The 25,007-nt window shown below is 69.3% G+C and carries 31 protein-coding genes; 20 read left to right on the top strand and 11 right to left on the bottom strand.

The features are described from left to right. The first annotated feature begins 157 nt into the window (after positions 1-157). From BY998_RS07290 to BY998_RS23925, 6 genes are all read left to right on the top strand, one after another. On the top strand, positions 158-856 hold the full coding sequence (locus BY998_RS07290) for a TIGR02594 family protein (RefSeq protein ID WP_110350946.1): 699 nt from the start codon (positions 158-160) through the stop codon (positions 854-856). A 187-nt stretch (positions 857-1,043) separates the two neighbouring features. Further along, positions 1,044-1,736, top strand: a complete 693-nt coding sequence (locus BY998_RS07285; RefSeq protein ID WP_245421507.1) for a hypothetical protein — start codon at positions 1,044-1,046, stop codon at positions 1,734-1,736. Positions 1,737-1,746: 10 nt separating this feature from the next. After that, a complete protein-coding gene (locus BY998_RS07280; RefSeq protein WP_146221754.1) occupies positions 1,747-2,169 on the top strand; it encodes a hypothetical protein in 423 nt (140 codons plus the stop codon). Between the two features lie 14 nt (positions 2,170-2,183). Further along, positions 2,184-2,483 (top strand): hypothetical protein, encoded by a 300-nt coding sequence (locus BY998_RS07275; protein WP_110350944.1) that lies wholly within the window; start codon positions 2,184-2,186, stop codon positions 2,481-2,483. Then, positions 2,480-3,061: a hypothetical protein gene (locus tag BY998_RS07270; RefSeq protein ID WP_110350943.1), complete on the top strand. Its 582-nt coding sequence runs from the start codon at positions 2,480-2,482 to the stop codon at positions 3,059-3,061. The genes BY998_RS07275 and BY998_RS07270 overlap by 4 nt, the downstream gene beginning before the upstream one ends. 111 nt (positions 3,062-3,172) lie before the next feature. After that, a complete protein-coding gene (locus BY998_RS23925) occupies positions 3,173-3,442 on the top strand; it encodes a hypothetical protein (protein WP_146221753.1) in 270 nt (89 codons plus the stop codon). Between the two features lie 39 nt (positions 3,443-3,481). On the opposite strand, the gene BY998_RS07265 is transcribed toward BY998_RS23925, so the two are convergent. Together BY998_RS07265 and BY998_RS07260 are read right to left on the bottom strand one after the other, a co-directional pair. Further along, a complete protein-coding gene (locus BY998_RS07265) occupies positions 3,482-4,285 on the bottom strand; it encodes an ABC transporter permease (protein WP_110350942.1) in 804 nt (267 codons plus the stop codon). Between the two features lie 125 nt (positions 4,286-4,410). Beyond that, complete coding sequence (locus BY998_RS07260) at positions 4,411-4,623, bottom strand: hypothetical protein (RefSeq protein ID WP_110350941.1); 213 nt, start codon at positions 4,621-4,623, stop codon at positions 4,411-4,413. Between the two features lie 316 nt (positions 4,624-4,939). Between BY998_RS07260 and BY998_RS24255 the strand changes: the two genes are divergently transcribed. Further along, positions 4,940-5,311 (top strand): hypothetical protein, encoded by a 372-nt coding sequence (locus BY998_RS24255; protein WP_181425450.1) that lies wholly within the window; start codon positions 4,940-4,942, stop codon positions 5,309-5,311. A gap of 237 nt (positions 5,312-5,548) precedes the next feature. On the opposite strand, the gene BY998_RS25030 is transcribed toward BY998_RS24255, so the two are convergent. Then, complete coding sequence (locus BY998_RS25030) at positions 5,549-5,683, bottom strand: hypothetical protein (RefSeq protein WP_280952889.1); 135 nt, start codon at positions 5,681-5,683, stop codon at positions 5,549-5,551. 142 nt (positions 5,684-5,825) lie between these two features. After that, positions 5,826-6,476, bottom strand: coding sequence for an urease accessory protein UreE (locus BY998_RS07250; RefSeq protein WP_110350939.1), 651 nt, complete (start codon positions 6,474-6,476; stop codon positions 5,826-5,828). A gap of 234 nt (positions 6,477-6,710) precedes the next feature. Between BY998_RS07250 and BY998_RS07245 the strand changes: the two genes are divergently transcribed. The 5 genes from BY998_RS07245 (at position 6,711) to BY998_RS23920 (ending at position 11,038) form a co-directional block, all read left to right on the top strand. After that, positions 6,711-6,980 (top strand): hypothetical protein, encoded by a 270-nt coding sequence (locus BY998_RS07245; RefSeq protein WP_110350981.1) that lies wholly within the window; start codon positions 6,711-6,713, stop codon positions 6,978-6,980. A 341-nt stretch (positions 6,981-7,321) separates the two neighbouring features. Beyond that, on the top strand, positions 7,322-8,047 hold the full coding sequence (locus tag BY998_RS07240; RefSeq protein WP_110350938.1) for a TerB family tellurite resistance protein: 726 nt from the start codon (positions 7,322-7,324) through the stop codon (positions 8,045-8,047). After that, positions 8,044-8,796, top strand: coding sequence for an N-acetylmuramoyl-L-alanine amidase (locus BY998_RS07235; RefSeq protein WP_110350937.1), 753 nt, complete (start codon positions 8,044-8,046; stop codon positions 8,794-8,796). The genes BY998_RS07240 and BY998_RS07235 overlap by 4 nt, the downstream gene beginning before the upstream one ends. A gap of 127 nt (positions 8,797-8,923) precedes the next feature. Further along, a complete protein-coding gene (locus BY998_RS07230; RefSeq protein WP_110350936.1) occupies positions 8,924-10,498 on the top strand; it encodes a sodium:proton antiporter in 1,575 nt (524 codons plus the stop codon). Between the two features lie 267 nt (positions 10,499-10,765). Further along, entirely contained in the window at positions 10,766-11,038 is a 273-nt protein-coding gene (locus tag BY998_RS23920) for a hypothetical protein (protein ID WP_146221752.1), read from the top strand. Between the two features lie 85 nt (positions 11,039-11,123). Here the strand turns inward: BY998_RS23920 and gshB are convergent, their stop codons facing one another. Both gshB and BY998_RS07220 read right to left on the bottom strand, forming a co-directional pair. Further along, positions 11,124-12,092, bottom strand: a complete 969-nt coding sequence (gene gshB / locus BY998_RS07225; RefSeq protein WP_110350935.1) for a glutathione synthase — start codon at positions 12,090-12,092, stop codon at positions 11,124-11,126. 99 nt (positions 12,093-12,191) lie between these two features. After that, complete coding sequence (locus BY998_RS07220) at positions 12,192-12,494, bottom strand: hypothetical protein (RefSeq protein ID WP_181425449.1); 303 nt, start codon at positions 12,492-12,494, stop codon at positions 12,192-12,194. Between the two features lie 487 nt (positions 12,495-12,981). Between BY998_RS07220 and BY998_RS07215 the strand changes: the two genes are divergently transcribed. The 4 genes from BY998_RS07215 to BY998_RS07200 all read left to right on the top strand — a co-directional run bounded on the left by BY998_RS07215 (position 12,982) and on the right by BY998_RS07200 (position 15,411). Continuing rightward, a complete protein-coding gene (locus tag BY998_RS07215) occupies positions 12,982-13,212 on the top strand; it encodes a hypothetical protein (protein WP_110350933.1) in 231 nt (76 codons plus the stop codon). Continuing rightward, positions 13,209-14,015 carry a hypothetical protein gene (locus BY998_RS07210; RefSeq protein ID WP_245421506.1) on the top strand — a complete coding sequence of 269 codons (807 nt, stop codon included), beginning with the start codon at positions 13,209-13,211 and terminating at the stop codon, positions 14,013-14,015. Before BY998_RS07215 ends, BY998_RS07210 begins: the two co-directional genes overlap by 4 nt. A 148-nt stretch (positions 14,016-14,163) precedes the next feature. After that, positions 14,164-14,832, top strand: coding sequence for a ribonuclease HI (gene rnhA, locus BY998_RS07205; protein WP_110350932.1), 669 nt, complete (start codon positions 14,164-14,166; stop codon positions 14,830-14,832). A gap of 21 nt (positions 14,833-14,853) precedes the next feature. After that, a complete protein-coding gene (locus BY998_RS07200) occupies positions 14,854-15,411 on the top strand; it encodes a DNA-3-methyladenine glycosylase (RefSeq protein WP_110350931.1) in 558 nt (185 codons plus the stop codon). Positions 15,412-15,417: 6 nt separating this feature from the next. On the opposite strand, the gene zapE is transcribed toward BY998_RS07200, so the two are convergent. The 4 genes from zapE to BY998_RS07180 form a co-directional block, all read right to left on the bottom strand. After that, complete coding sequence (gene zapE, locus BY998_RS07195; protein WP_110350930.1) at positions 15,418-16,632, bottom strand: cell division protein ZapE; 1,215 nt, start codon at positions 16,630-16,632, stop codon at positions 15,418-15,420. Positions 16,633-16,837: 205 nt separating this feature from the next. Then, on the bottom strand, positions 16,838-18,271 hold the full coding sequence (locus tag BY998_RS07190; RefSeq protein ID WP_110350929.1) for a pilus assembly protein TadG-related protein: 1,434 nt from the start codon (positions 18,269-18,271) through the stop codon (positions 16,838-16,840). Beyond that, positions 18,256-18,957, bottom strand: a complete 702-nt coding sequence (locus BY998_RS07185) for a TadE/TadG family type IV pilus assembly protein (protein ID WP_245421505.1) — start codon at positions 18,955-18,957, stop codon at positions 18,256-18,258. Before BY998_RS07185 ends, BY998_RS07190 begins: the two co-directional genes overlap by 16 nt. Positions 18,958-19,079: 122 nt before the next feature. Further along, a complete protein-coding gene (locus BY998_RS07180; protein WP_110350927.1) occupies positions 19,080-19,631 on the bottom strand; it encodes a TadE/TadG family type IV pilus assembly protein in 552 nt (183 codons plus the stop codon). A gap of 274 nt (positions 19,632-19,905) precedes the next feature. On the opposite strand from BY998_RS07180, the gene BY998_RS07175 reads away from it, so the two are divergent. After that, a complete protein-coding gene (locus tag BY998_RS07175) occupies positions 19,906-20,523 on the top strand; it encodes a GNAT family N-acetyltransferase (protein ID WP_110350926.1) in 618 nt (205 codons plus the stop codon). Between the two features lie 13 nt (positions 20,524-20,536). Here BY998_RS07175 and BY998_RS07170 read toward each other — a convergent pair whose 3' ends face one another. After that, complete coding sequence (locus BY998_RS07170) at positions 20,537-21,013, bottom strand: YcgN family cysteine cluster protein (protein ID WP_110350925.1); 477 nt, start codon at positions 21,011-21,013, stop codon at positions 20,537-20,539. A gap of 351 nt (positions 21,014-21,364) precedes the next feature. Here BY998_RS07170 and BY998_RS07165 point away from each other — a divergent pair, with 351 nt between their 5' ends. Genes BY998_RS07165 through BY998_RS07155 form a run of 3 tightly spaced genes read left to right on the top strand, consistent with a single transcriptional unit; the run spans position 21,365 to position 24,967 of the window. Beyond that, entirely contained in the window at positions 21,365-23,656 is a 2,292-nt protein-coding gene (locus BY998_RS07165; protein WP_110350924.1) for a PBP1A family penicillin-binding protein, read from the top strand. Between the two features lie 10 nt (positions 23,657-23,666). Then, positions 23,667-24,368: a DUF1214 domain-containing protein gene (locus BY998_RS07160; RefSeq protein ID WP_110350923.1), complete on the top strand. Its 702-nt coding sequence runs from the start codon at positions 23,667-23,669 to the stop codon at positions 24,366-24,368. Then, positions 24,365-24,967: a hypothetical protein gene (locus BY998_RS07155; RefSeq protein WP_110350979.1), complete on the top strand. Its 603-nt coding sequence runs from the start codon at positions 24,365-24,367 to the stop codon at positions 24,965-24,967. Before BY998_RS07160 ends, BY998_RS07155 begins: the two co-directional genes overlap by 4 nt. Positions 24,968-25,007: the final 40 nt, after the last annotated feature.

The raw sequence follows: 25,007 nt of genomic DNA, 5'->3' as shown, positions 1-25,007 counted from the left end.
TGACACCCACCGAGTTCATCCTGAATGCCTGGACGAAAGAGCCCAATCGCTTCAGGATCAACCCGTCACACCTCATCCCGGGACCATACACCTAGACCGCTCGCCGCGCCGCCCGGCCCGAGCCCGACACCTTCCCTCGACATCGGAGAACACCCCCATGACCGTCGCTGAGATCCAGCGCGCTCTCCTCGCGCGCGGGTACGACCTCGGGCCCTCGGGAGCGGACGGCGATGCCGGGCCGCGCACCATCGCCGCCGTGACCGCGTTCCAGCGCTCGGCGGGGCTGGTGGCCGATGGCATCGCCGGGCCGAAGACGCAGGCCGCCCTGCAGAAGGCCGACATCAGCGAGCGGCGCGAGGCGCCCGAGAAGCCGGGCTGGCTGGTGCTGGCCGAGGGTGAGGTCGGAGTGCGCGAGGGCGCAGGCTCCGCCAACAACCCCCGCGTCGTGCAGCTCTTCGCCGATGCAGGCTTCTCCGGGATCAAGCAGGACTCGGTCGCGTGGTGCGCGGCCGCGGTCGGCGCCATGCTGAAGCGGGCCGGCCACAAGCCCTCGGGCAGCCTCGCGGCGCGGTCCTACGAGTCCTGGGGCGTCGGGCTCAAGGAGCCGGCGCTGGGCGCCATCGCCACGAAGAAGCGGGGCAACTCGTCCTGGCAGGGCCATGTCGGCTTCGTCGTCGGTGCCAGTCCGACGCAGATCTTCCTGCTCGGCGGCAACCAGGGCGATGCGTGGTCCATCGCCGCCTTCTCGCGCAAGGAGTTCACCGCGTTCCGCTGGCCGGCCGACATGCCGCTGCCGGCGCCACACACGCTGCCGACGACGATCGCCGGGGCGCGCTCGGGCGTGAGCGAGGCGTGAGAGTAGCGGGTCGGTGAATAGGGGGCGTCCACCGACCCGCTGACCGATTGCCGCTAGGTGGAGGGCCTTCGGCACGACGGCAAGCCAGCATCATCTGGCGTCTGCGCACGCTCAAGCTGCCAGATCTGAAGAGTGTTTCCCGAGCCGGCCGGGCCCGCCGCGCATCCCCACCATCAGGACCATCACCATGACCCGTGTGCTTCTGCTCGCGGCGCTGGCGCTCGCCTGCGTCGTGCTCTTCGTCCTCCATCAGCGCCGCGCCGACCGCCGCGCCTGGGACGACTGGCGGCTCTACCTGCACCACCCGCGGGCATGGTTCGCCTGCGTCGCGGCCGGCGGCCTCGCAATCGCGCTTCCGTCCGCCGGGCCCGCCCTCGCCGCCGAGGTCGCCACCATCGGCGACAAGGCCGTGATCCTGCCCTGGGGCGACTGGCTCGTGGCGTTCGCCGTGTCCCTGCGCGAGCCCATCCTGACCATCCTCCTGCCGATCGTGGCCGCCTACATCATCCAAGCCATCCGCAAGGTCTATCCGATGGCGGCGCTGTTCCTGACGCAGCGGCGGGTCGAGATGATGCTGGAGGCGGGCGTCGGCTACGGCCTCAACGCGGTCCAGGGCGCGGCCAAGGGCAAGACGCTGTCCGTCAACGTCGCGGTGCCGGTGATCGCCAAGGGCACGCAGTACCTCGTCGACACGGCCCCGCCCGCGGTCATCAGGGCAGCCGGCGGCGCGGACGGCGTCGCGGCGCGCATATTCCGCAAGCTCGATCTCGACGACGCCGCCAGCGAAGCGAACGTGCTGGTGCCGGCGGTGGAGCGGATCGAGGCCGGCGTGGTGAGCGCCGAGGAGTTGCGCGACGCGGACCGGATGAGCCGCGGCTGATCCCGTGCTCGTGACCGAGGCCCTGGCGCAGACGCCGAACCCGCAGGCGGTCATCGACCAGACCGCCACGTTCTACCTTAACCAGGGCGTCCTCGGCGCGACGTGCCTCGTCTTCATCGGCCTGTTCGTCGGCGCCTGCCTCGTCATCCGGGCGCTCTACAAGGATCTGAAGGCGAGCCACGCCGCGGCGCTGGCCGCCCAGATCGCGGACCGCGAGAAGGTGGTGCTCGCCCTCAATGCGGCGGCCTCGGCCGCTGAGAAGGCCGCGACTGCGCAGAGCAGCCTCGCCGCCGCCCTGGAGACCAACAAGGACGCCAGCGAAGACCTCACGAAGCAGGTCGAACTTGCGGCGCAGGAGACCCGGCACGCCGTCGGTAACATCCTGGCCGCCATCAACGGCCTTGCCACTCAGGCCGCGCGGGGGCGCGCATGATCTGGAGGCGCGTCATGTCGTGGTTCTCTCCGAGGCCGCCAGCCCCGCCAGACCCGGCGCCGCTCGACGCCCTGTTCGCCCAGAACATCGAGGCGCAGCAGCGCGCAGCCGAAGCCGCCGAGGATGTCGTCCAAGCCGCCGACGAGAGCCGCGAGAGCGTCGAGGCCGCGGTCGGCGCCTTCAAATGCCGGACAGCCGAGCGCCTGCGCGACCGCCGCCGCGGCCACCTCTCAAGCGACGTACGAGCGGTGGTCGAGGCCACCATTCGACAGATGGACGAGCGAGCCCACCGGGCCGAGGAGCAGTCGCGGTGATTTACAACGAGGGACCGAGCGGCATCCGACAGATCCTCTACCTCACGGCGCTGACGCTCTTCGTGGGCTACCAGACCGTCAACGTGTTCGTGCCCAACGCCGACATGATCGTGGCGACCCGCATCCTGGCCGCCGCCTTCTACAGCGTGGTGGTCTACGCCTACGCGGGCGACGCTTGGGCGGCGATCCGCCGACCGGTGCCGAGCAAGGCCGACTTCCTCATCGTAGGGATCTGGCTGTCGTTCCTCTCGCACCTCGCGCAGACGGTCTATGCCGCGATCTACCGTCTGGCCGACGCGCCGCAGTGGCTCCTGAACGCCGAGATCGTGCCGCTCATCGTGCTGTTCTCAATGATGGCGGCGGTGCTGCACGTCGCCGCTACAGGCTCGATCGATGGCGAGGTGCCGCGGCGCAGCCGGATTGCGCTCGGCGTCTGCGTCGGCGCGGCGGTGCTGATGGTCGGCGCCGTCGTCGCGACCCGGCCGGACATCGGCCCAGCGATCGAGCGCACGCGGCCCTACATCGGCGATTGGTGGCGGACCGGAGAGCTTCCGTTCGGCGGGCCGGCGCCGAGCTGAGGGAAGTCTCGGCTACTTCGAAAGATCTGTGCTTGCGCCGGATGGCCGGATGGGACCGACCGGAAAGCAGCCGTAACGATCTAACCTCCGTCCCCCCACGACGGTTCTACCTTGCCCCGCCTGGCTCAGCCGCGGCGGGATTTTCGTTTCGATCTGGCAGCGTTAGGCCGCATGCACTCAATGTTGCTGGTTAAACTGCTCCTGGATTTTCGCCTGCTCGCGTCGGGCCGCATTCCGTCCATCCGCCTGCCAAGCGGCGACAAAGAATGGGATACTGCCGACAAGCAAGTAGGCTACGGCGCGCCACGTCCTATCGTTTCGAGCAGAACGAATTGCTGCAACAAAAAGGCAGATAATCGCAGTTATGATCGCAGACAATGAGAGCATCTGATAGGATGACATCGCCAGGCTCTTTGCGCGCTACTGTTGTGCACGAACGATAAAGCGCTCCATCAGCAGGCCGATTGTAAGGCTGCCGAAGATCCAGCCGAACACGTACAGATAGTCAATCTGAGCAGGTAGACTTGGCTCATAGCCCAAGCGAACCCACTCGATCAACTGCGTGATTGGGTTCCATTTCATGTAGTAGTAAATTTGCTCCGGCATGAAACAGGCAAGGAAATATACTCCACTCGTCAGGTAAAGTGTAAGAGTGACCAATATGTATCCTAGTGCCCATCCGGGAAACACAGAGCATATTCCCACGTTGACAAATCCAACGCCAATGCCAAGCCCAATTGCTGCTAAATATCCCGTTATCGCAGTAAACATATCGACGGGTCTAGGGTCGACTTCAAAGCACGCTAGGACTAAGCAGACAAGCATTAATCCCATAAAAGCGCTGACAATCTCGACAAGACAACGCGCGACGACCGTGTCGAATTTTTTTACCTGAGGAAAATAAGTCAGCGGCTTATGTACCAAGTATCCTTTCATGACCTCGCGGGAAACGTACTGAAATGCTAGAGCCGGCACTGCGCCGGTGGCGATGAAGAGCATTGCACTGTCGGTGATTGGCGCTTTTACGCCCCGAAATGCCATAACTCCGACGAGGATGCCGAGGTGAGCGCAGGGCCAAAGCACCTGCACCAAGTATCCCCAGTAGTTCCCTCCGAAACGACTACGCATATCCCGCAACATCAGCGCAGAGAGGACGCGCAGGTACACGTCGAGGTGGCTCGGGGCGCCCCTCGGGCTCTCGGGAGGCTGCGCTTTGGCGGGCATAGAAATCCGTTGAATTAGGTGACCCGCGTCGCCCGTCGCCCAAAAAGGCGGCGAAGTCGAGGTGCCGCCCACCTTCTTGCTTGTCCTGCCCGGACCCCGCCGCGCTGGGCTTTTGCGTTTCAACTTTATCGAACCGCGACCTCACGCTCGCCGATGATCACCTTCGCCGCCTCGGTCGGATGCCGCTCCACGATGCGCTTGATCCCGTAGGGCCGCAGCTTGTCCCAGGCCGCGTCGCTGCCTGTCATCAGCGCACGGGCCAGGAGCAGCGGCAGATCCTTCTCACCGTCGCGAATGGCCGTGGCACTGCCGTTGTAGATCTCGACGATGGTTCGCATGGGGCTCAGATCTCCGTGCGAGTCGGGGTGTGGTCGCTACAGCATCAGGTACAGCACGAAAGATCCAGCACAGCATTTTCGTAGGGAGAAAAGCTTTGCGTCGGTCCAATCCATCATCGGCGCGACGCTGAAGCGCCAAGCCTCGGCGGTGATGGGATCTCTGTCGTTGACCGTCACGTTTGACCGGAGCGTTGCCGTGCGGGGCCGCAAGGCCCGGCGAACCCGGGACGCCTAGATCATTTCGGGACCGCTCGGCAACATCGCCGCCGCGCCCGCATGCCCGGCCGTCGCGTCAGATGAACGGGTTCGGACCGACTTGGCCGCGCTGGCCCTCACGCTGATCGGCGGCCACCACCGCATCGACCGCCTGTTCGGCGAGGGCACGGGCAACGTCGTAGGGGAGACGCGTGTTTCCGTGGATGAGGCGATTGCCCAGGGCTTGCTGGGAGATGGTCGCCGTGACCGCTCTAATGCGGTCTTCCCGGCTGGCTTGAGCCTGCATGTCGCCTCCCTGTGCAGCGCGTCGTCTGCCTTTCGATGCCGACGCCTGCTCTTCATCGACCGCGCCGGAACCCCTGAAAGGCTCGCCATTCCAGCACAGTCGTATTTTCGTCATGATCTACAGCGGATCGGCCCTATGAGAAACACCTTTTCTCTTTCGGCGGGTGACAGCGGCTTGGGTAAGTGAAGGCGACGCGCGTCCGCCTCGGCCGCCGGGTCGGTCTCGGGCGGCGACATGCAGCGCTCGAAGGGCGCGAACAGCCGTCGGGGCTGTCCTCCCGATCATCTCGGCGTTCGCCGACGGGACATGCCGCGAGCCGGCTTCCGCGGGCTTCATCCGCCTCGTTGCCGACGCATATGCCGGGGGAGGGGAGGCGATGCAGTCCGGGGTGATCGAACCGACCGCTCAGGCGGGACGCGGGGTCTACCGCTCCTGAAGCCGGCGATAGGCCGCCGCGAAGGCTTCCGCGCTCTCGCGCGTCAGGCCGGTGACCACGAGGTTCGGAGCGGCCACGGCCCACAGGCCGTCCTCGTTCTGAAGGAGATGAATCGTGGGCACGGCGGTCGTCCCCGTTGGCTTGCCTGCGGCAACGGGGACGACCCGAGGCATGTTCCGCCCGCGCTTGGGGCCACGATTGGCGCGGGTGGTTCAGCGATCCCTCTCGATCCAAGTCGCTTCGCTGCTGGTCTCGGTGCTGATCTCAGTGCTCGTGGCGATGGTCGTGCCCGCAGCCGCCGTGAGCGTGATCATGGCCGTGATCGTGCTTGTGATCATGGCCGTGATCGTGCTTGTGATCATGGGCGTGCTGCTGATGGCCGTGGTCGTCGTGGCCGGCGTGATCGTGCCCGGCAGGCTGATGCGCGTGGTCGTGGTGGTGGTCGTGACCGTGATGATCGTGGCCGCACTGGCTGTGGTCGTGGGCCGCCTTCTCCGGCTTGAAGGGGCGCTGCACCGGCGTGGCGGTGCAGCCGGCGCCGCGCACCAGCTCGGCCGCGCGGGCGGGCACGTAGAGCGCATCCGGGCCGACTTCGGCGGGAACGTGCTCGCCGCCGAGCTGCCAGGCGAGGCGCAGCAGCCGGGCCGGGCTGCCGGCGCGGACCTCGAGCAGCGCCTCCTCCGCCGCGCGCACCCCGACGAGGCGCCCATCCTCGAGCTTGAGCGCATCGCCGTCCTCCAGCCCCAGCGCCCGCTCCAGGGCGAGGTCGACGGACAATCCGCCCGCCGTGGTCAGGTGGGCATGCGCCTGCGCCCGGGCAGCGTGGTCGAGGATCACCGTATCGACGACGAGATCGGGCCGGACGGCGGCCTTGCGCACGATAAGGCGGGCCTTGGACGGGGTGACTTCGGACATGGGATCCTCGAGGGGCGTCGGGGCCGGCCGGGGCCGACGTTTTTGCAACAGGCGTGCCTCAGATGGCAGGCGCGGCGTCGATTGTCATGCCCCCCGGGGCAACCCGCCCCAATCTTGGCCGTTTCATGTGCCGACGATGACCGCCGGTGACAGACCAAGGCTGTTTCAAGGCCTTCCGGCGTCTCGCCGGCAACAATGGCACGATCGCCGATGCACAAGGGAGATCTGACCACCATGAAGAAGCTCATTGCCGCCGCCCTCGCGGGCAGCCTCGCGCTCTCGCTCGGCGCCTGCAACACGCCGCAGGACCGGGCGCTGGGCGGTGCAGCCCTCGGCGCCGGCCTCGGCGCGGCGGTCGGCGGCCTCGCCACCGGCCGGGCGGGCGGCGCGCTCGCCGGTGCCGCGATCGGCGGTGCGGGCGGCGCCATCGCCGGCGCCGCGACGGCGCCCCGCTGCCCCTACGGCACCTTCCGCGACGAGTACGGCAACGTCTACTGCCGCTGATCCCGACGCGCGGATGGCGAGGAAGGGCCGGGGCGGCAGCGCCCCGGCCCTTTCGTTTTGGACGGGCCCGCAGGACGGGTTTGCAGGACGGGTTTGCAGGACGACTTGCATGGTCGGACTCCACGGTCGGACTTGCGCCGCGCGACGCTTTGCGGCGTTAGAGTGCCGCGCGAAACGCCCGGTCACGGACCGCCTCGGCCCGCATGCCGACGGCGCAGCGGACGCGTCGTGAGAGACACCAAGCCCCTGCGCGCGCGCCGTTGCGCCCGCGGATCATCGGAAGAGCCCTTGTCCCTGCCCGAATCCTCACGTCACCGCACTCCCTCCGTCGGCGTCTCCCGATGAGCGCCGGCCTGTGGGGAAAGATCGGCGGCGCCGGGCTCGGCGTGTTGGTCGGCGGACCGATCGGCGCGCTGGTCGGGAGCGTGGCCGGGCACTTCCTCGTCGATCGCGAGGGCGCGCCGTTCGGGCCGACGCCGCGGGACGTGGTGTTCACCACGGGCCTCGTGGCGCTGGCGGCCAAGATGGCGAAGTCCGACGGCGTCGTCACCGAATCCGAGGTCGAGGCCTTCGGGCGGGTGGTGCAGGTCGAGCCCGAGGCGCGCGCGGGCGTGCAGCGCCTGTTCGATCTCGCCAAGGCGACCACCGACGGCTTCGAGGCCTATGCCGGGCAGCTCGCCACGACCTTCGGCGAGGAGCCGGCCCTGCTCGAGGACGTGCTGGACGGCCTGTTCCACATCGCCACCGCCGACGGTGCCATCCACGAGGGGGAGGAGCGCTACCTGCGCGCGGTGGCCGGAATCTTCGGCCTCGACGAGACGGCCTTCCGCCGGATCGCGGCCCGGCACCTGCGGCTGTCCGACGATCCCTACCTCGTGCTCGGCGCGGACGCCTCCGCCGACGCGGCGGCGCTGAAAGCGCATTACCGGCGGCTCGTGGCCGAGAACCATCCGGATCGTGCGCTCGCCCGCGGCCTGCCACCGGAGGCCGTGGCCATCGCCACGCGGCGGCTCGCCGCGATCAACGCCGCCTGGGACAGGATCGCGGCCGAGCGGGGCTTGACGTGAGCTTCGCCGCCGATAGCCCGCTCGTGGAGGCCGTCCTCGCCTCGCCCAATCGCGGCGTGCGGGCCGCGGGCGGCCTCGACATGCTGATCCTGCACTACACCGGAATGCCGACGGCGCAGGGCGCCCTGGACCGCCTGCGCGATCCGGCGGCGGAGGTCTCGGCCCACTACTTCGTCTTCGAGGACGGGCGCATCGTGCAGATGGTGCCCGAGGCCGACCGCGCCTGGCACGCCGGTGCGGGCGCCTGGGCGGGCTCGCGCGACATCAACTCCCGCTCCATCGGCATCGAGATCGCCCATCCGGGCCATGCCGGCGGCCTGCCGCCCTATCCCGAGGCGCAGATCGCGGCGGTGATCGCGCTCGCCGCCGACATCGTCCGGCGGTGGGCGATCCCCGGGCCCCGCGTGCTGGCCCATTCCGACGTGGCGCCGTCGCGCAAGGAGGATCCGGGCGAGCTCTTCCCCTGGGAGCGGCTGGCGCTCGCGGGCGTCGGGCACTGGGTTCCCCCGGCCCCGATCCGCGACGGGCGCTTCTTCGCCGCGGGCGATGCCGGCGAGCCGGTCGAGGCGCTGCAGGCGATGTTCGCCCTCTACGGCTACGAGCAGCCGATCACCGGCCGCTTCGACGAGGGGATGCGCGCGGTCGTGACCGCCTTCCAGCGCCATTTCCGCCCGACCCGCATCGACGGGGTGGCGGATTCCTCCACGATCACCACCCTGCGCGACCTGATCGCCGCACGGCCGGCCTGACGACCCCGCGCCCCGGGATCGCGATCGGATCTCGGGCAGGGCGCATCTTGGAACATCATCCCGGACGGACCTGCGTTCTTTCGCCACTGTCGCCCGATCCGTCGGCACGTTCGCCCATTTCCCTTGCATGTTCGTCTTTCACTGGATCGTCGGCGTCCTGATCGGGGCGGTGCTCTTGGCTGCCCTGGCACGGCGCCTGGGCGCGCCCTATCCCGCCTTCCTCGCCCTCGGGGGCGTCGGCCTCGCCTTCCTGCCCGGCGTGCCGAACCTCTCGCTCGATCCCGAACTGGCGCTCGCCCTGTTCCTGGCGCCCGTCCTGATGGATGCGGGCTACGACACCTCCCTGCGCGATCTCGTGCGCAACTGGCGCCCCATCGCCGGCCTCGCCATCGGGGCCGTGGCCGCCACCACGGCGGCGGTGGCCGCCGTCGCGATATGGCTGGTGCCGGACATGCCGCTCTCCGCCGCGATCGTGCTCGGCGCGGTCGTCGCGCCGCCCGATGCGGTGGCCGCGCTCTCGGTGCTGAGCCACGTCTCCCTGCCGCACCGCCTCGCCACGATCCTGCGCGGCGAGAGCCTCCTGAACGACGCCGGGTCGCTCCTGATCTACCGGCTCGGCGTGGCGGCGGCGGTGACCGGGCACTTCTCGGTCGGGGAGGTGGCGCCGGCCTTCCTGATCGGCGTCGTCGGCAGCCTCGTGGCGGGGCCGCTCGCGGCCTTCGTCTACCTGCGCATCCTGCGCCGGGTCGAGGATGCGGCCAGCGCCATCGTGCTCCAGTTCTCCGCTGCCTTCGGACTCTGGATCGCGGCGGAAGCGGTGGAGCTGTCCGGCGTGCTCACCGTGGTGAGTTTCGCGATCGCCGTCGCCCGCCGCGCCCCGGGCCAGACCCCGCCGCGGGTGCGGGTGATCTCGAACGCCGTCTGGGAGACCGCGATCTTCGTTCTCAACGTGCTCGCCTTCGTGCTCATCGGCAACCAGATCGGCCCGATCCTGGAGCGGCTGAGCCCCGAGCAGGAACTTTCCTACGCCCTCGTCGCGGGGGCGGTGGTCGCCACCGTGGTCCTCGTGCGCATCGCCTGGGTGCTGCCGGCGAGCATCATTCGCCATGTCGGATTCTCCGGTGCCGGGCCGTCCGGCGGGGACGGGCCGGACCGCGATCTCGGCCTCGGCGCGGGCGCCGCCGTCGCGTGGTCGGGCATGCGCGGCCTCGTTACGGTCGCCGCGGCCCTGGCCCTGCCGGAGGGCGGCCCCGGCGGTGCGGGCTTTCCCTATCGCGACCTCATCGTGCTCACGGCGTTTTGCGTGGTGATCGGCACCCTGGTCGTGCAGGGCCTGACCCTGCGCCCGCTCCTGGCCCGGCTCGGGCTGGAGGATGCCGATCCGGTCGGCCTCGAGGTCGGCTGGGCACGGGCCGAGGCCTACGGCGCCGCGGTCGAGGCCCTGAAGGCCGACCGCTCGGAGGCCGCAGAAGCCCTGCGGGAGGAATTCCACTCCGTTCTGGCCCAGGCCGAAGCCCATGAGAAGGGGCTCGCACCGGAGGGCTTGCCGACCGACGAGCCACGCCGCCATGCGATCCGCGCGGCCCGCGACCGGCTCCTGGCGCTACGCTACGAAGGCCGGATCGGCGACGACGCCTACTTCGTGCTGGAAGAGGAACTCGACTGGGCCGAACTCAACGCAACGCCGAGAGCGGAGGCGTGACGCCCGCAGGCGGCGAGTGGACGGCGCGATAAGCACCAATGTGATGTGACGAATTGCAACTTTAAATACAGCATAATGCTCATGGATCACAATTTATTGTGAGATTTTTCGACTTCTGCTCAGTGTTCTCGGTATCAGTAGGATTAAAACTGCTGTCGGTAATTGATTTTGGAATCTGCGGCGTGATAGGCCCGGGCCGATGATCGAACACGGCCCCTTCTTTCGGTGTCACTCGCGCGGTCTCTGCAAGACGCCGCGAAGACATTCGTGCGATACAACCTTCACGACGACGCTTGTCGGCAGAAAAAATTTCGTCGAAATGTGTGGATGGAGCAGCCGGCATTGCGTCAATGGCGCCGCGTATCGGCGGAGCCGTTGGTGATGGTCGTCGCCAGCGTTGCTTGTCTTGCCGGCGGTGTCGCTCTGGCGGCCCGGGCGGGCCGGTTCGGACAGCGTGCCGCCGGGGCCGAAACCCTGGCTGGCGTCCTGCTGATCCTCGGCCTCGTGCTGATCGGTCTCGGCCTGCCGGTCTTCCGCTGACACCGCGTTCCGGGCCAGCCGATCTGGCCCCAAGGCGTCGGCGCGCGGAACGGAGTCGGTCCGTAGCCGGGTGTTGCGGACGTCGCTAGGCGGCGGAGTCGGCGCCGCGGCGGGCGGCGACTCGCGCCTCGATCGCATCCCAGACCGCGACCGAGAGATCGGGCCCGCCGAGCCGCTTGATGGTGCGGATGCCGGTGGGCGAGGTCACGTTGATCTCAGTGAGATGCCCGTCGATCACGTCGATCCCGACGAGGATCAGGCCGCGCCGCTTCAGCTCCGGGCCGATCGTCGCGCAGATTTCGCGCTCGCGCTCGGTCAGCTCGGAGGCGCCCGCCGCGCCGCCGCGCACCATGTTGGAGCGAATGTCGCCCCTGGCCGGCACGCGGTTGATCGCGCCCATGGCCTCGCCGTCCACGAGGATGATGCGCTTGTCGCCCTCGGTGATCTTCTCGAGGAAGCGCTGGACCACCCACTGCTCGCGAAAGGTCGCTGCGAACAGGTCGAACATGGAGCCGAAATTCGGGTCATCCTCCGAGACCCGGAACACCGCCGCGCCGCCATGCCCGTGCAGCGGCTTCATCACGACGGTGCCGTGCTCGGCCCGGAAGGCCTCGATCTCCGCCCGGTCGCGGGAGATCAGGGTCGGCGGCATCAGTTCGGGGAAGTCGAGGACGAAGAGCTTCTCGGGCGCGTTGCGCACCTCGGCCGGATCGTTGACGACCAGGGCGCGTCCGGCCACCTTTTCCAACATGTGGGTCGCCGTAACATAGGCCATGTCGAAAGGCGGATCCTGGCGCATCAGCACCACGTCCACCTGGCCCAGATCGATGCGCTCGGGCGCCTGCAGGGTCGCATGCGCCCCCTCGACATCCTGCACCGTCACCGGGGCGGCGTAGGCGGTGACGAGCCGTCCCTGCATCGAGAGGCGGTCGGGCGTGTAGGTATAGAGGCGGTGCCCTCGCGCCTGCGCTTCCAGCATGAGGCCGAAGGTGGTGTCGCCCGCGATGCGGATCGACTGGATCGGGTCCATCTGAACCGCGACGGTCAACGCCATGCTCGTCCCCGATCTGTCGATACGCGCCTCGGGGCCGGCGGAGCCTGTCGCCCGGCCGGCCTTTCGGCGTTCAAAGAGGCTCTAGTCGGCGCTGCCACCTCAGCGCTGGCCGCGGGGCTGCGAACCGCCGGTGCGACGATCGTAATCGCCGATGGCGGCCCGGCATTCCGGCGAGAGGCGCGCACGGTTGCGGTTCATGCAATTCTCGGCATCCGCCTCCCGGCTGGGATCGACGCCGGCGCAGAGCCTGAAGAAGTCGTTGGCGCAACCGAGTTGCAGGCCCTGATCCTCTCGCTGAGCCTGGGCCGGAACGGCCAGGAGGAGCAGAGCGAGGGGGGCGAGTTTCAGGGCCGCGATCCGTCCGCGCATCGGGCTGCCAAGTCGTGAGAAGTCCGGACGCATCCTGCCTTGTCCTTCGCTCGATCCAAGTTGGGCTGGCCCCGCATATCGGGCATCCCCCCGCGTTAGCAAGCGCAGCACGGCCGCATCGCGGTTGCGAGGACGGGCCGGGACGCCGCGCCGGATGGCGGCGGCAGCGTGCGACCGGCATGCTGAAAAAAGGCCCCGCGGCGACGTGCGCGCGGGGCTTTGAAGTCAAGGGAGGAAACGCCCGCCATGGGCCCGTGCGGCTTCGCAAGGACTATGCCACAGCCCCCGCCGAACTCTTTTCCGCGGCGCTCCGGTGTGGCCGCCATGCCGCGCCGGTTTGATCGGGACGGCAGCGGAAGGCTCCTCGAAATATTCCGTTAACCACGTTGTGCTGAGCTTGGCCTCAATCGCTCGGCCGGGTGGGCTCGTCCCGCCCCGAGGTCGAGACCCGCTTCGGACCTTCGTCGGGACATGCGGCGGGTCGGGGGGCGGCCGCCAGAAGCATCGACGGAACAGCGCCATGACGCCTTCGCACACGAACCCGACGCCGCCGATCAAACGACCCGCGCCGGCCCAGCGGGACCGTCAGGCCGCAGGCTCGGTCGTGCCCTTCGTCGGAAGCGGTGCACGCCGCTTCCGCCGGGACGAGGACGACGCCCCGCGCGGCCAAGTGCTGCTCTTCACCGGGGTGCGCTACGAGAGGCTGCCGGACGCGGACGCCGCGCCGGTTCCGCAGCGCCGCCGCTCGTGACGCGCCGCGCCGGGTCGGCCTTCGCGCCGCTTCGCCGGTTCGGTCCCCTGCTCGCTCCGCTGCTGCTGCCCTCCTGCGCGCAGGAGGGCGATTTCGGCCGCCCGGCCCGCAGCGCCTGGAACGGCCTGATCGAGACCACGGGCACGCTGGCCGCCCGCAACCGCGAGACCCCGGCCTCGTTCTCCCCGCTCACGGACGACGAGGCGACCCTGCGCGACCGCGCGTGGCGCTTCCTGATGCCGGCCGACGGCCGTGCCGCCTTCCAGGATGCGCTCGCCAACCTCACCCGCGCCCGGGTGCTGCCCCCGCGCTGGCGCACCGACGACATCCCGGCCTATCACGCAGGATTGATGTCCGAGCCGTTCCGCTCGCCCGTCTCGCGCTACCGCCGGCTCTCGGACGACGCGACCGCCGACGGCCGCCTGATCCCGCCCTTCGCCGCGCTGGCGCAGCGGGTGTTCGAGGCGGACGGCGTGCGCCTGCGCGCGCTGCCCTTCGCCAGGAGCCTCGACGACTGGGACGTGCGGCAGGCGGCGATGCGGGTGGCGGAGAACCGTTGCCTCGTCGCCTGGGTGCGGCTGGAGGCGGGCCTGCGCATCGCCCGCTACCGCTACGCCCTCGAACATTTCCTGGTCGAGATGCCCGGCCGCGAGGCCGCCCCCGCCGAGCAGGCGATCACCTTCCTCGAAGGTCGGAAGGTTCTGCTCGACCCGCTGCTGGCGGCGGACGCCGCCGCGCGCTGCGGATTGACGGAGCCGCCGGCCCAAGCGGTGCTGGCCGGACCGGTCGTGGTCAAGTACTAGAGCGTTTTCCGACGAAGTGGCCACCGGTTCGTCGAAAGAAAGCGCGGCACAGCAAAGGCTTAGAGACGCCTCCCGACCCAACGTGGCCGGGCGCAGCTCCAGGCACGCCCCGTTCGGCGCGACCCAAGTTCGAGAGCAGACAGAAGCGATGCGAACCATCGTCTACGCGGATGGCGGATGCGATCCCAATCCCGGCCCCGGCGGCTGGGGCGCGGTGATCCAAGACCCGGCCGGCACGATCGAGCTGCACGGCGGCGAGCGCGCCACCACCAACAACCGCATGGAGCTGACAGCCGCGATCCGCGCCCTGGAGCACTTCCCGGAAGGCGCGCAGATCGAGATGCGCTGCGACAGCCAGTACGTGGTCAAGTCCGTCACGGAGTGGATGCGCGGCTGGAAGGCGCGCGGCTGGCGCACCGCCACGGGGCCGGTGAAGAACATCGACCTGATGCAGCGGCTCGACGCGCTCGCCAGCGCCCGCGACGTGCGCTGGACCTGGGTGCGGGGCCATGCGGGCGAGGCCGGCAATGAGCGGGCCGACCGGCTCGCGACGCTGGGCCGCCGGGAGGCCTTGGGCCTGCCGGTGCCGCCGCCCGATCGCCTGCCCGCGCCGGTTGCGGCCCCCGCGCCGGCTCAGACGCCCGAAACCGTGCAGGTGGCTCTGCGTGCCGATCTCGCCACGGCGCTCGCCCGGGCGGCGGGCCGGGCCGGGATGTCGCCTCAGGCCTATCTGGAGGACGCGGTGCGGCTCGCCCTCGAACTGAAGCCACCCGGCATCGCCCGCGTCCGCGCCGACCTGCAGCGCAAGGCGTCCTGACGCAAGGGGAGGGAGCGGCCCGTGGACCCGGCCTTCTTCGATCGCCCCGCCGCGACGGTCGCGGCCGAGCTGATCGGCCGCAGGCTGCTCGTGGCCGGCATCGGCGGCACCATCGTCGAGACCGAGGCCTACGACCGCACCGACCCGGCCTCCCACAGCTTCAACGGGCCGACCCGGCGCAATGCCAGCATGTTCGGGCCGCCGGGACGCGCCTACGTCTACCGCTCCTACGGCCTGCACTGGTGCGTCAACCTCGTCTGCGAGACGGGCAGCGCCGTGCTCCTGCGCGCGCTCGCCCCGACCGCGGGGCTGGAGACGATGCGCGTCCGCCGCGGCCTCGACGCACCGCGCCTCCTCTGCGCCGGACCGGGTCGGCTCGCCCAGGCTCTGGGCGTCGACCTCTCGCATGACGGCCTCCCCTTGGACCGGCTGCCCTTCGCCTGGGCCGAGCCGGAGGGGCCGGTGACCGTGGCCGCCACGACCCGCATCGGCATCAGCCGCGGGGTCGAGGCGCCCTGGCGCTTCCTCGTGCCCGGCTCGCCCTATCTCAGCCGGCCGTTGCCGCGGCGGACGCGGTAGGGCCCGTCAGGTCTCCGCCAGCCCTTCGCTCGATTCCGAGGCGGCCCTGCCGTGGGGCGTGCCGAGATATTCCTCCGAACGCATCTCGATCAGGCGGGAGGCGGTGCGCTCGAACTCGAAGGCCTCGCGGCCCTGCTCCGCCCGGTAGAGGCCGGTCGGCTCGGCTTCCGCCGAGGCGACGAGCTTGACGTGCGCGTCGTAGAGCGTGTCGATCAGCGTGATGAAGCGCTTGGCCTCGTTGCGCTCCGCCTCGCCCATCACCGGAATGCCGGAGACGATCAGCGTGTGGTAGGCGTTGGCGAGCGCCATGTAGTCGCCCGCACCGAGCGGCTGGCGGCAGAGGTCGTCGAAGCGGAAGCGGGCGACCCCGCCCGCCTCCTCCGGCACGGGCACCGCGCGCCCCTTCACCCGCACCGTCGTCGGCGTGCCCTTCGCCTTGCCCGTGAGCGCCTTGAAGGCGGCATCCAGCGCGCCCTCGGCGGCCGCGTCCGCCGGCACGTGGTAGACGGAGCTGCCGCCGAGCTTCTCCAGGCGGAAATCCGTGCGGGAATCGAGGCGCAGCACCTCGACCCGCTCCTTCAGCTCCGCCACGAAGGGCAGGAACAGGGCGCGGTTGAGACCGCCTTCGTAGAGCCGGTCGGGCTCGACGTTCGAGGTCGCCACCACGGTCACGCCGCGCTGGAACAGGGCTCCGAACAGGCGCCCGAGGATCATCGCGTCGGCGATGTCGGTCACCGTGAACTCGTCGAAGCACAGCAGCGTGGCCTCCGCCGCCAGCGCGTCCGCAATCGGCGGGATCGGATCGTCGCCCTTCACCTCGCCGCGCTTGAGCGCCTGCCGGTGGGCGTGGATGCGCTCGTGCGCGTCGGCGAGGAAACCGTGGAAGTGGACGCGGCGCTTCGGGCCGGGCGCGGCCTCGTGGAACAGGTCCATCAGCATGGTCTTGCCGCGGCCCACCGACCCCCAGAGGTAGAGCCCCTTGGGCGGACCGGCATCGTCGTCCTTGCGGCCGAACAGCCAGCCCAGCGCGCTGCCCTTCTTCGCCCGGCGGCGGCGCTCCAGGTTCTGCACCAGCCGGTCGAGGGCCTGGACGAGGCGGATCTGCGCCGGATCCCGTTCGATCGCGCCCGAGGCCACCAGGGCGTCGTAGCGCTCGCGCACCGGGCCGGGGGAGACCGCGCCGGCGCGGGCATGGTCGGAGGGGGCTTGGCTGTCGGGCATCCGGCCGATCGTTCGCGGGAGGAGGCGCCTCTTGCGGCGAGCGAGCCTGCGGAGAGACGACGCGGTGGCGCGCCTTCCGCTCTGCCGCGCCGCGGCACGCCGATCAAGCCGGCACAGGGCCAACCGCGCAAACATCCGCGTCGATCCGAAGCGGGGGCGCCGAGCAGATCGAAGCTGCGCCGTGATAGTCGGGCGCGAAAACTCCTCAATTCGTGATGCGGGCGACTCTCAGCGCTTGATCGAACATCGCGCCAAGGGAGGCGGTGATGTCCGCCGGCGTGTTGGCCGTATAGAAGAATCCGTCCGTGGCACATTTCCGCAAGGGATCGGACAGGGTCGGGCTAAATCCGTTGACCCGATTGTTCTCCCAGACGATATAGCTGTGATTGGTGTAGGATTTGACGAAATTATATGGAATGTAGAGGACGGAGATGGTTGCGCCCGCGTTCTTCAATTCTGTGCATTTGGTTGGATCGATCTGCGCAGGCTGTGATCCGTTCCACCAGGCATCGGGGTAGCCTCGGAATTTCGAGGGATTGCCGGAATACGTCTTCCCGTCCGTCCATGCGGAGTAGGACTGGCCGTTCTGCATGCCATCCGTGATAAGGAACACGAACGGCTTGGCATTCGCCACGGTGGAGCCGTTGCCGTAGGTCCGGATCGTCGACTTCATCTGCGGTAGGGCGATTTCGAAATGGGTTCCGCCGCTGCCGGTGCCGGTCGTCGGATCGTTGTTGGTGAAGAGTTGCGTGGTGCCGGTATCGAGCAGGTTGGTGAAGGCCAGAGGCCAGGACTTGTCGCACTGGGCAGCCGTTTTCAGGGCCGCCAGGGAGGTGGTGGTGTCGCTCAGAGACGCGAGCGTCGCCAGCCGGTTGATGAACGGGTAGAGGCCGATCCGGTACTGGTTCGGCACCACCGGAGTCGACGCCCGCTTGAGCAACTCGCAGACGGCGTTGTTCACGGCGTCGGAGCGCAACGGGATTTTTCCCGCTGCCAGATTCCAGCCCACCTTCCCGGGGAAGTGGCAAGCGAACTGACAGTTCCCCTCGTCTTCGACGCTCTTGCTGGCGAGGTCCTTCTGACCGTCATCGCTCGTGGGAAGTCCCATGGAGCCCGAGACGTCGACCATCAGGTAGAAGTCGAGATAGCTCGCGATATCGGCCGAGGCGGTGACGGTGTTGCTGAACGTCGTCGAGGGCGAGAGGAAGAGCCTTCCGAAGGTGTTGCGCACCGTCGCGGTGTAGGTCACCGTCGAGGTGAGCGACTGCCCATTCCGCTCCACCGTTGGCGGCGAGAGCGAAACCTCCGTGAGCGGGATCGAGCCGGCATTGACGGTGAAGGCTCGGCTCGCTTGGCTGCGACCGGCGCTCAGGGCGGCATCAACCACATTGCTCTGCCCCGCATGGTCGGCGATGTAGGTCTTCGCCGTGACGATGCCCGCCATCGCGGCCGCATCCGCCGCCCGGTCGAGCCGCGTCTTTCCGGCGACGGCCATGCCGTAATCGATACCGAGGCCGCTCAGTCCGACGATCGGGACGATGGCGAGGGTGAGCAGCACGTTGATGGCGCCGCCCTGGTCGCGCCCGAAGTCGTTTGCCCGGCTCCCGAGCCGGCTTGCGCGGGTCAATAGCCGGAGCATTTCGTCGCGATCCCAGTGTTGTTGGCCGTGTCGTAGTTGATGAGCGAGGCGTATCGCGGCTGTACGTAGGCCGAGCGTGCGATCCGCACCGGCGAGACGAGCCCGCTGCCGAAGGTAGGCTTGAAGGTGAACACCACGTCGATCACCAGCAGCGACGAGGGGCCGTAGACCGAACGCGGAAGGGTGGCGCGGCTGGGCGCGGCGGCGTCGTCGGCTGGCTGCTGCTCGACGCCGCAGGGCCGGAAGTTGGGACCTCCCTGCGGCTGGGCGGTCCCCGTGCTCGTCCACACGACGTTGGCCGTGTAGCACGCGCTCATATCGAGGCTGTCGGCGCAGGAGGCGGATTTCGGCTTGAATGCGATGCTCGCGTAGTTGATCGAGATGTCCTCCCACCACGCGACGCCCTGGCGCGCGGAGTCCCGCAGGAGATAGGGAAACAGCACGAGGGCCGAGTCGAAGCTGAAGTGTATGTCGCTCGCATCGACCAGGGCGACGGACTTGTTGTCCGGCGGCATCGACTGCGAGATCATCTGGCTGATCGACTGGGCGATGAGGTCGACCTTGCGGGTCGCATCGACGTAGAGCGTCAACTGGGTGCCCGCGAGCAGAATGAGCAGCAGAACGGGCAGGGCGACCGCGAACTCGACCGCGGCCAGTCCTTCCTCCGCGGCGCGAAAACGCGGCACGTGTGCGACGAGGCCGGACCTCGGGGAGCGGTGCGCGGTCTCGCGGTGAGATGCGCGGCGGTTGCTACGGCTGGCGCCGGCCTGTGCACCGAGAAGGAATCGGCGAAAGGGACCGTTCATCGTCAGTACCGTTCGTTGCGGAAGGCCGCACCCGAGACCGCGAGAAAGGCCGGCTTGCCGTTGTAGGTCGTGCCACTGCTCATCCAGGACGCGACGATGGAAGGCAGGAAGGTGATCGGATAGATCACCTGCAGGTACTGGTACTCGCCTCGACCGCCGAGTTTGAACTGGCCCGATGCGGCCTCGATTTTTGGCAGGGCCAGACCGCTCCTGTCGGCGTTGACGAAGGCGTAGTAGCCTCCGGGCTGCACCCCCTTCGGAACGACGTAGAGGTTGATGATGACGTCGCTGCAGGACAATGCCGCCGGAAGGTTGGCGCACAGGCTCTGCCGGAACGCTGCGGCGGTCATCGGCGTCGATTGCGATTGCGCCTTGCCGGTCATGATCTGACGCGTTGCCCGGGCCGTGGCATTGTCGAGGACTTGATTGAGATACAACACCGCCGCGACGCCCATCACGAAGAGCATCGTCGCGATGAAGGCGAGGCCGACAAGGGCGAACTCGACTGTCGTCGCTCCCCGTTCGTCTCGGATATATTTGGACGTGCACCGCATGAGACCAGTCTATCGGCGGGGAGTTTAAGAATGTTATAATTTGATAGGTGGAAGCACGTTAACGCACCGCAACCATCGCAGCCCGCGGAGGCACGCCGCCGGCACGGTTCCCGCTCAATAGTTTACGGCTCGCACGGGGCCGCGAAGGTCCGGCCGGACAATTTGTTGCATTGCAACAGGATCGGGGTCCGACCAGATGCATCCGGTCCGCGTTCGAGGAGGGAGGCAGCGCGGGCGGTTGCGTTCACGAACAAGCGAGAGCGTTCGCGTGTCGATGCCCCCTTCGGACTCCCCTCCGCCCTCTTCCTTCCACGCGGCGCCGCGGGCGGTGAGCTGCCGCCGGCTCTGGCCGAGCGACGGGGCGGCCGTGAGGGCCTTCTTCCTGCGACTCGATGCCGAGACCCGCGCGCGCCGCTTCCGGTCGGCGGTCAGCGATCGAATGGCGGAATCCTATGCCGAGCGCGCCATGGTCGCGCGCGGCACGATGTTCGGCGTCTACGTCGACGGCAGCCTGCGGGCGCTCGGCGAAATGCGTCCCCTCGGCGCGAAGGAGAGCGGGACTGAGCGGAGCGCGGAGGTCGCCCTCGTGGTCGAGCGAGGTTTCCGCCGGGCTGGGTTCGGGTCCTTGCTGCTGCGGCGCCTGAGCGAGGCGGCCCGCAACCGCGGCATCGCCGCGCTCCGGCTTCACTGCCTTCCCTACAACGCGCCGATGCGGCGGCTCGCGGCGCGCCTCGGGGCGGATCTGCGCGTGAAGGGCGGCGAGAGCGAGGGGGCGATCCACCTCGCGCGGGCGACGCCGCTCTCGCTCTGGCGGGAGGGGATCGAGGACTGCCTCGATTTCGGCCTCGCGGCGGCGGCCTGTTCCCCGCCGCCGTTTCAGCGGGCGGCCTGACGCGCCAGCCCGCTCAGGCGGCCTCGTCGGGCCACGCCACGATCCGGTCGATCAGCTCCTCGTCGGAGAACTCCTCCTCGTTGCCGGCCACCCGCCCGCGCACCGAGATCCCCGCCTCGTGGACGCTGGCCCGGCGCCCGGTCTTCAGCGGGTGCCAGTCGGGCAGGTCGCGGCCCTCGCGCACGAGGCGGTAGGCGCAGGTGGGCGGCAGCCAGGGGATCGTGCGTACCGCCTCCGGGGTCAGGCGCACGCAGTCCGGCACCCGCTTGGCGCGGTTGCGGTAGTCGCGGCAGCGGCAGGCATGGGTGTCGAGCAGGGTGCAGCCGACATCGGTGTGGTGGATCGCGCCGGTGTCGTCGTCCTCGAGCTTGAGCAGGCAGCAGCGCCCGCAGCCGTCGCACAGGCTCTCCCACTCGGTTGGGGTCATCGCCTCCAGGCTCTTGGCACGCCAGAACGGCCATGGGCTGCGATCGGCCGTGTCGTCGGCCATGTCAGGCGCCTCGCTCTCTTCGATTCCACCGGGGAGGGTCCGGCCGGCGACGGGCGCGCGGCGGATCGTGCCGTTTCGGGACGGACCGCCCCTCCTGACGCATGACGATTCCGGAGGCAAGCGCGGCCATCCGCCATCCACGCGCCCAGATCGTCCGGCAATGCCGCCGCCTTAAGGTTAACGTGTAATCGGGCCGGCTCGGCCGGGACGGCGGCCCGCTCCTCGCGTTCCTTAACGGAAGCGAAAGCTCGCGGGCCGGCGCGTGTCCTGATACAGAACGTATCGGGACGCCGCGTCAGGGTCCCGGCCTGAAGCCGACCCGGACGACGTGAAGAGAAACCGGAAAAAGCCGTGCGCCTGCCCAGCCTCAAGTCGCTGACGACACGGATCAGCCGCGCGGCTCTGGCCTTCGACGCCTGGGTGAACGCGAGCCTCTACGAGGGCGGCCACTCCACCACGGAAGCCTACGAGCGCTTCCAGGCGCGGATGCAGGTCTTCTCCGTCCGCGGCTGGAAGCGCTTCGCGCTCGATCTCACCAGCGAGGGCGTCACCCTCGGCACCGCCGGGGCGATGGTGCTGCTCTTCCTGGCCCAGCCCGCCTTCAACCTCACCAGCGACAACTGGCTCAAGGCCCAGGATCTCGCCGTCACCTTCCTCGATCGCTACGGCACCGAGGTCGGGCGGCGCGGCATCAAGCACGACGACTCGCTCAAGTTCGACGACTTCCCCGAACTCATGATCAAGGCGCTGCTCTCGACCGAGGACCGGCGCTTCTACGAGCACTGGGGCATCGACCCGATCGGCACCGCCCGCGCCCTGGTCTCGAACTCGTCGGGCAAGGGCAACATGCAGGGCGGCTCGACCATCACCCAGCAGCTCGCCAAGAACCTGTTCCTGACGAACGAGCGCTCGCTCGAGCGCAAGGTCAACGAGGCGTTCCTCTCGTTCTGGCTCGAGACCCATCTCACCAAGAACCAGATCCTCAAGCTCTATCTCGATCGCGCCTATATGGGCGGCGGCACCTTCGGCGCAGTGGCGGCGGCGGACTATTATTTCGGCAAGCGGCTGCAGGACATCACCCTGGCGGAAGCCGCGATGCTGGCGGGCCTGTTCAAGGCGCCGACCAAGTACTCGCCCAACGTCAACCTGCCCGCCGCCCGCGGCCGGGCCGTGGACGTGCTGCACAACATGGTCGAGGCGGGCTTCGTCACGGAAGGCCAGATCCAGACGGCCCTGCGCAACCCGGCGACCCCGGTCACCCGCACCAAGGACATCACCGCCGACTACTACCTCGACTGGGCCTTCGGCGAGGTGAAGCGGATGGCCGACGCGGGCAAGCTGCGCAGCGACCGTGTGCTCACCGTCAAGACGCCGCTCGACCTCTCGATCCAGAGATCGGCCGATCAGGCGGTCGAGAACATGCTGCGGCGCCTGGGCGACCAGTACGACGTGGACGAGGCGGGTGTGGTCATCCTCGATCCCGACGGCGCGCTGCGCGCCATGGTCGGCGGCGCGGATTACGGCGAGAGCCAGTTCAACCGTGCCACCGACGCCCTGCGTCAGCCGGGCTCGTCGTTCAAGCCCTACGTCTACGCCGCGGCGCTCGCCTCGGGCCTCTACAAGCCGGACACCGCGGTGGTGGATTCGCCGGTCTGCGTCGGCAACTGGTGCCCGCAGAATTACGGCCGCTCCTATTCCGGCCGCCAGCCGCTCTGGCTCGCGGTGGCCAAATCGGTCAACACGATCCCGATCAAGATCACCACCGCCATCGGCAAGGGGCTGGGGATCACCCACGAGTGGAACGCGGCCAAGGCGGGCCGGGCCAAGGTGATCCAGCTCGCCAAGGCCATGGGCGTGACGACGCCGCTGACCGACACGCCGTCGCTGCCCATCGGCGCCACCGAGGTGACGGTGATGGATCAGGCGGCGGGCTTTGCCGTGTTCGCCAACGGCGGAAAGGTCGCCAAGCCCTACGCCGCCACCGAGGTGCGCAATTCCAGCGGCGAGGTGATCTACCGCCACGCCGACGAGAAGCCGGTGCAGGTGCTCTCGTCCCAGGTGACGGCGGACATGAACTACATGCTGAACAAGGTCGTCGAGGAGGGCACCGCGCGCAAAGCCCAGATCGAGGGCGTGAAGGTCGCGGGCAAGACCGGCACCACCAACGGCTACCGCGATGCGTGGTTCGTCGGTTACACCGGCAATTATGTCGGCGCCGTCTGGTACGGCAACGACGACCACAGCCCGACCAACAAGATGACCGGCGGTTCGCTCCCCGCGATGACGTGGCACGAGATCATGGCGCCCGCCCACCAGGGCATCGAGCTGAAGCCGATGCCCGGCCTCAACGAGCGCAACCGCGGTGCGCAGGTCGTCCAGGCCCAGGCCGACAACGCGGCGGCGAGCACGGCGGGCAAGCTCTCGCGCCGCTCCTTCGAGGTGCTGTCGAGCCTCAACGGCCTGTTCCGCACGGTCGAGCCGAGCCGCTCGGCCGCCAAGAACGAGCCCGGCAAGACCGAGCCCGGCAAGCCGGAGCCCGCCCGATCCGGCGCGCTCGCCCCGGACAGGATGCGGGCTCCCGGCATCGCCCCCGTCGACGTCGCCGAGGGCGCGCGCGCCTCCGGCGGCTTCGGGACGCCCTGAGGCAGCGTCCATGGCGTTCTCGAGCGAGATCGGCCCGGCGGCCGGCACGTCCCCGCGCGGCCCGTCCACGGGGGGGCGGAACGGTGCGGCGCGGCTGCGGCGCTTCGCCCAGGGGGCCGCGCGGCGCACCTCGCGGGTGGGATTGTTCGTCTACGCACTGAGCCTCGGCGGCCTGCTCGGTCTGGCCACCGCCGATTACGCCACCAGCGGCGGCTACCCCTTCGGCGGCACGGGCATCGGAAGCTGGACCGCGTGGCCGCGTGCCGGCTCGCTCGATTCCAATCCCTATGCCCGCGCCGTCAACGCCCGGCGCGGCGACGTCCCGCTCGCGGTCGGCGAGGGCATGCTGCTGACGGCGGCGAGCGACGATGCCGGCCGGACGCTCGACGCCCGCTGCACCTATCGGCTCGCGGGGGTCACGCCGCCGGCCCGCGCCTGGACGCTGACCGTCACCGGCCGCGGCCGGCCGGAGCCGGGGCAGGAGCCGGTGCGGACCGGATACACCTCGACCGAGATCCTGCGCGAGACGGATGGGCGCTTCGCCATCGGCCTCAGCCCGGAGGTCCAGCCGGGCAACTGGCTGCCGATGCCGCGTCCGCGCGGGCCCGTGCGGTTGGCGCTGCGCCTCTACGACACGCCGGTGGCGGCGAGCGTCGGCTCGCTTGACCGGGACAGCCTGCCCGCGATCGAGCGCGTGGAGTGCCGCTCGTGAGCCGCAGCGCCTTCCTTCTTGCCACCGCCTGCGGCCTCGTCATCGCGGGTGCCGTCCACATCGCCACGGTGCTGGCGATTCCCCGCTTCGCGGAAGGGGACGCCTTCACTCGCGCGCGGGCGAGCGAGACGCTCGACCACCCCCTGCGCATCCACGGGCTCGCTCCCGGCGAGGCTGCCGCGGGCGGCGATTGGCTGCCCAATCCCGACCCGTCGGTCTCGGTCGGCGTCTGCTCCTACGATCTCGACGACGGCCCGATGCGGGTCTCGGCCCAGACCGGATCGCTGATGCTCTCGGTCTCCATGCATACCCGCCGCGGCGCCTTCTACGCGGTGACCGATCAGGCGGCGGTGCGCGGCGGACTCGATCTCGTGGTGATGACCCGCGCCCAGTTCGACGAGGCGCTCGCCAACGACGTGGCCGGCGAGGTGACCCGCGACGTGCGCATCATCGCTCCCGCCCGTCGGGGTTTCGCCGTGGTCCGCGTGATCGCCGCGCTGCCGAGCGAGCGCGCCATGGCGGATGCGGCCGTGCAGGCGGTCTCCTGCACCATCGACAGCCCGGCGGAGCCGACCGGCGAGGGCGACGGCAAGAGCTGACCGAGGCATCGTATGGACCCGGGAGGCCGGGCGCCGCATC

The organism is Methylobacterium sp. B4 (assembly GCF_003201865.1).
In the GTDB taxonomy this organism is placed as follows: domain Bacteria; phylum Pseudomonadota; class Alphaproteobacteria; order Rhizobiales; family Beijerinckiaceae; genus Methylobacterium.
Note: the sequence above shows the minus strand (reverse complement) of the source record. Positions and strands in the feature narration are given on the sequence as shown.

What these genes read in the sequence shown, in the direction of transcription:
- BY998_RS07260 (WP_110350941.1), bottom strand. Translation starts at nt 4,623, where the DNA reads ATGCGAACCATCGTCGAGATCTACAACGGCAGTGCCACGGCCATTCGC.
- BY998_RS07175 (WP_110350926.1), top strand. Translation starts at nt 19,906, where the DNA reads ATGCCCCCTTCGGACTCCCCTCCGCCCTCTTCCTTCCACGCGGCGCCG.
- BY998_RS07180 (WP_110350927.1), bottom strand. Translation starts at nt 19,631, where the DNA reads ATGCGGTGCACGTCCAAATATATCCGAGACGAACGGGGAGCGACGACA.
- BY998_RS07245 (WP_110350981.1), top strand. Translation starts at nt 6,711, where the DNA reads ATGAAGAAGCTCATTGCCGCCGCCCTCGCGGGCAGCCTCGCGCTCTCG.
- BY998_RS07240 (WP_110350938.1), top strand. Translation starts at nt 7,322, where the DNA reads ATGAGCGCCGGCCTGTGGGGAAAGATCGGCGGCGCCGGGCTCGGCGTG.
- BY998_RS07215 (WP_110350933.1), top strand. Translation starts at nt 12,982, where the DNA reads ATGACGCCTTCGCACACGAACCCGACGCCGCCGATCAAACGACCCGCG.
- zapE (WP_110350930.1), bottom strand. Translation starts at nt 16,632, where the DNA reads ATGCCCGACAGCCAAGCCCCCTCCGACCATGCCCGCGCCGGCGCGGTC.
- gshB (WP_110350935.1), bottom strand. Translation starts at nt 12,092, where the DNA reads ATGGCGTTGACCGTCGCGGTTCAGATGGACCCGATCCAGTCGATCCGC.
- BY998_RS07250 (WP_110350939.1), bottom strand. Translation starts at nt 6,476, where the DNA reads ATGTCCGAAGTCACCCCGTCCAAGGCCCGCCTTATCGTGCGCAAGGCC.
- BY998_RS07230 (WP_110350936.1), top strand. Translation starts at nt 8,924, where the DNA reads ATGTTCGTCTTTCACTGGATCGTCGGCGTCCTGATCGGGGCGGTGCTC.
- BY998_RS07265 (WP_110350942.1), bottom strand. Translation starts at nt 4,285, where the DNA reads ATGCCCGCCAAAGCGCAGCCTCCCGAGAGCCCGAGGGGCGCCCCGAGC.
- BY998_RS07290 (WP_110350946.1), top strand. Translation starts at nt 158, where the DNA reads ATGACCGTCGCTGAGATCCAGCGCGCTCTCCTCGCGCGCGGGTACGAC.
- rnhA (WP_110350932.1), top strand. Translation starts at nt 14,164, where the DNA reads ATGCGAACCATCGTCTACGCGGATGGCGGATGCGATCCCAATCCCGGC.
- BY998_RS07275 (WP_110350944.1), top strand. Translation starts at nt 2,184, where the DNA reads ATGTCGTGGTTCTCTCCGAGGCCGCCAGCCCCGCCAGACCCGGCGCCG.
- BY998_RS07170 (WP_110350925.1), bottom strand. Translation starts at nt 21,013, where the DNA reads ATGGCCGACGACACGGCCGATCGCAGCCCATGGCCGTTCTGGCGTGCC.
- BY998_RS07285 (WP_245421507.1), top strand. Translation starts at nt 1,044, where the DNA reads ATGACCCGTGTGCTTCTGCTCGCGGCGCTGGCGCTCGCCTGCGTCGTG.
- BY998_RS07190 (WP_110350929.1), bottom strand. Translation starts at nt 18,271, where the DNA reads ATGCTCCGGCTATTGACCCGCGCAAGCCGGCTCGGGAGCCGGGCAAAC.
- BY998_RS07160 (WP_110350923.1), top strand. Translation starts at nt 23,667, where the DNA reads ATGGCGTTCTCGAGCGAGATCGGCCCGGCGGCCGGCACGTCCCCGCGC.
- BY998_RS07220 (WP_181425449.1), bottom strand. Translation starts at nt 12,494, where the DNA reads ATGCGTCCGGACTTCTCACGACTTGGCAGCCCGATGCGCGGACGGATC.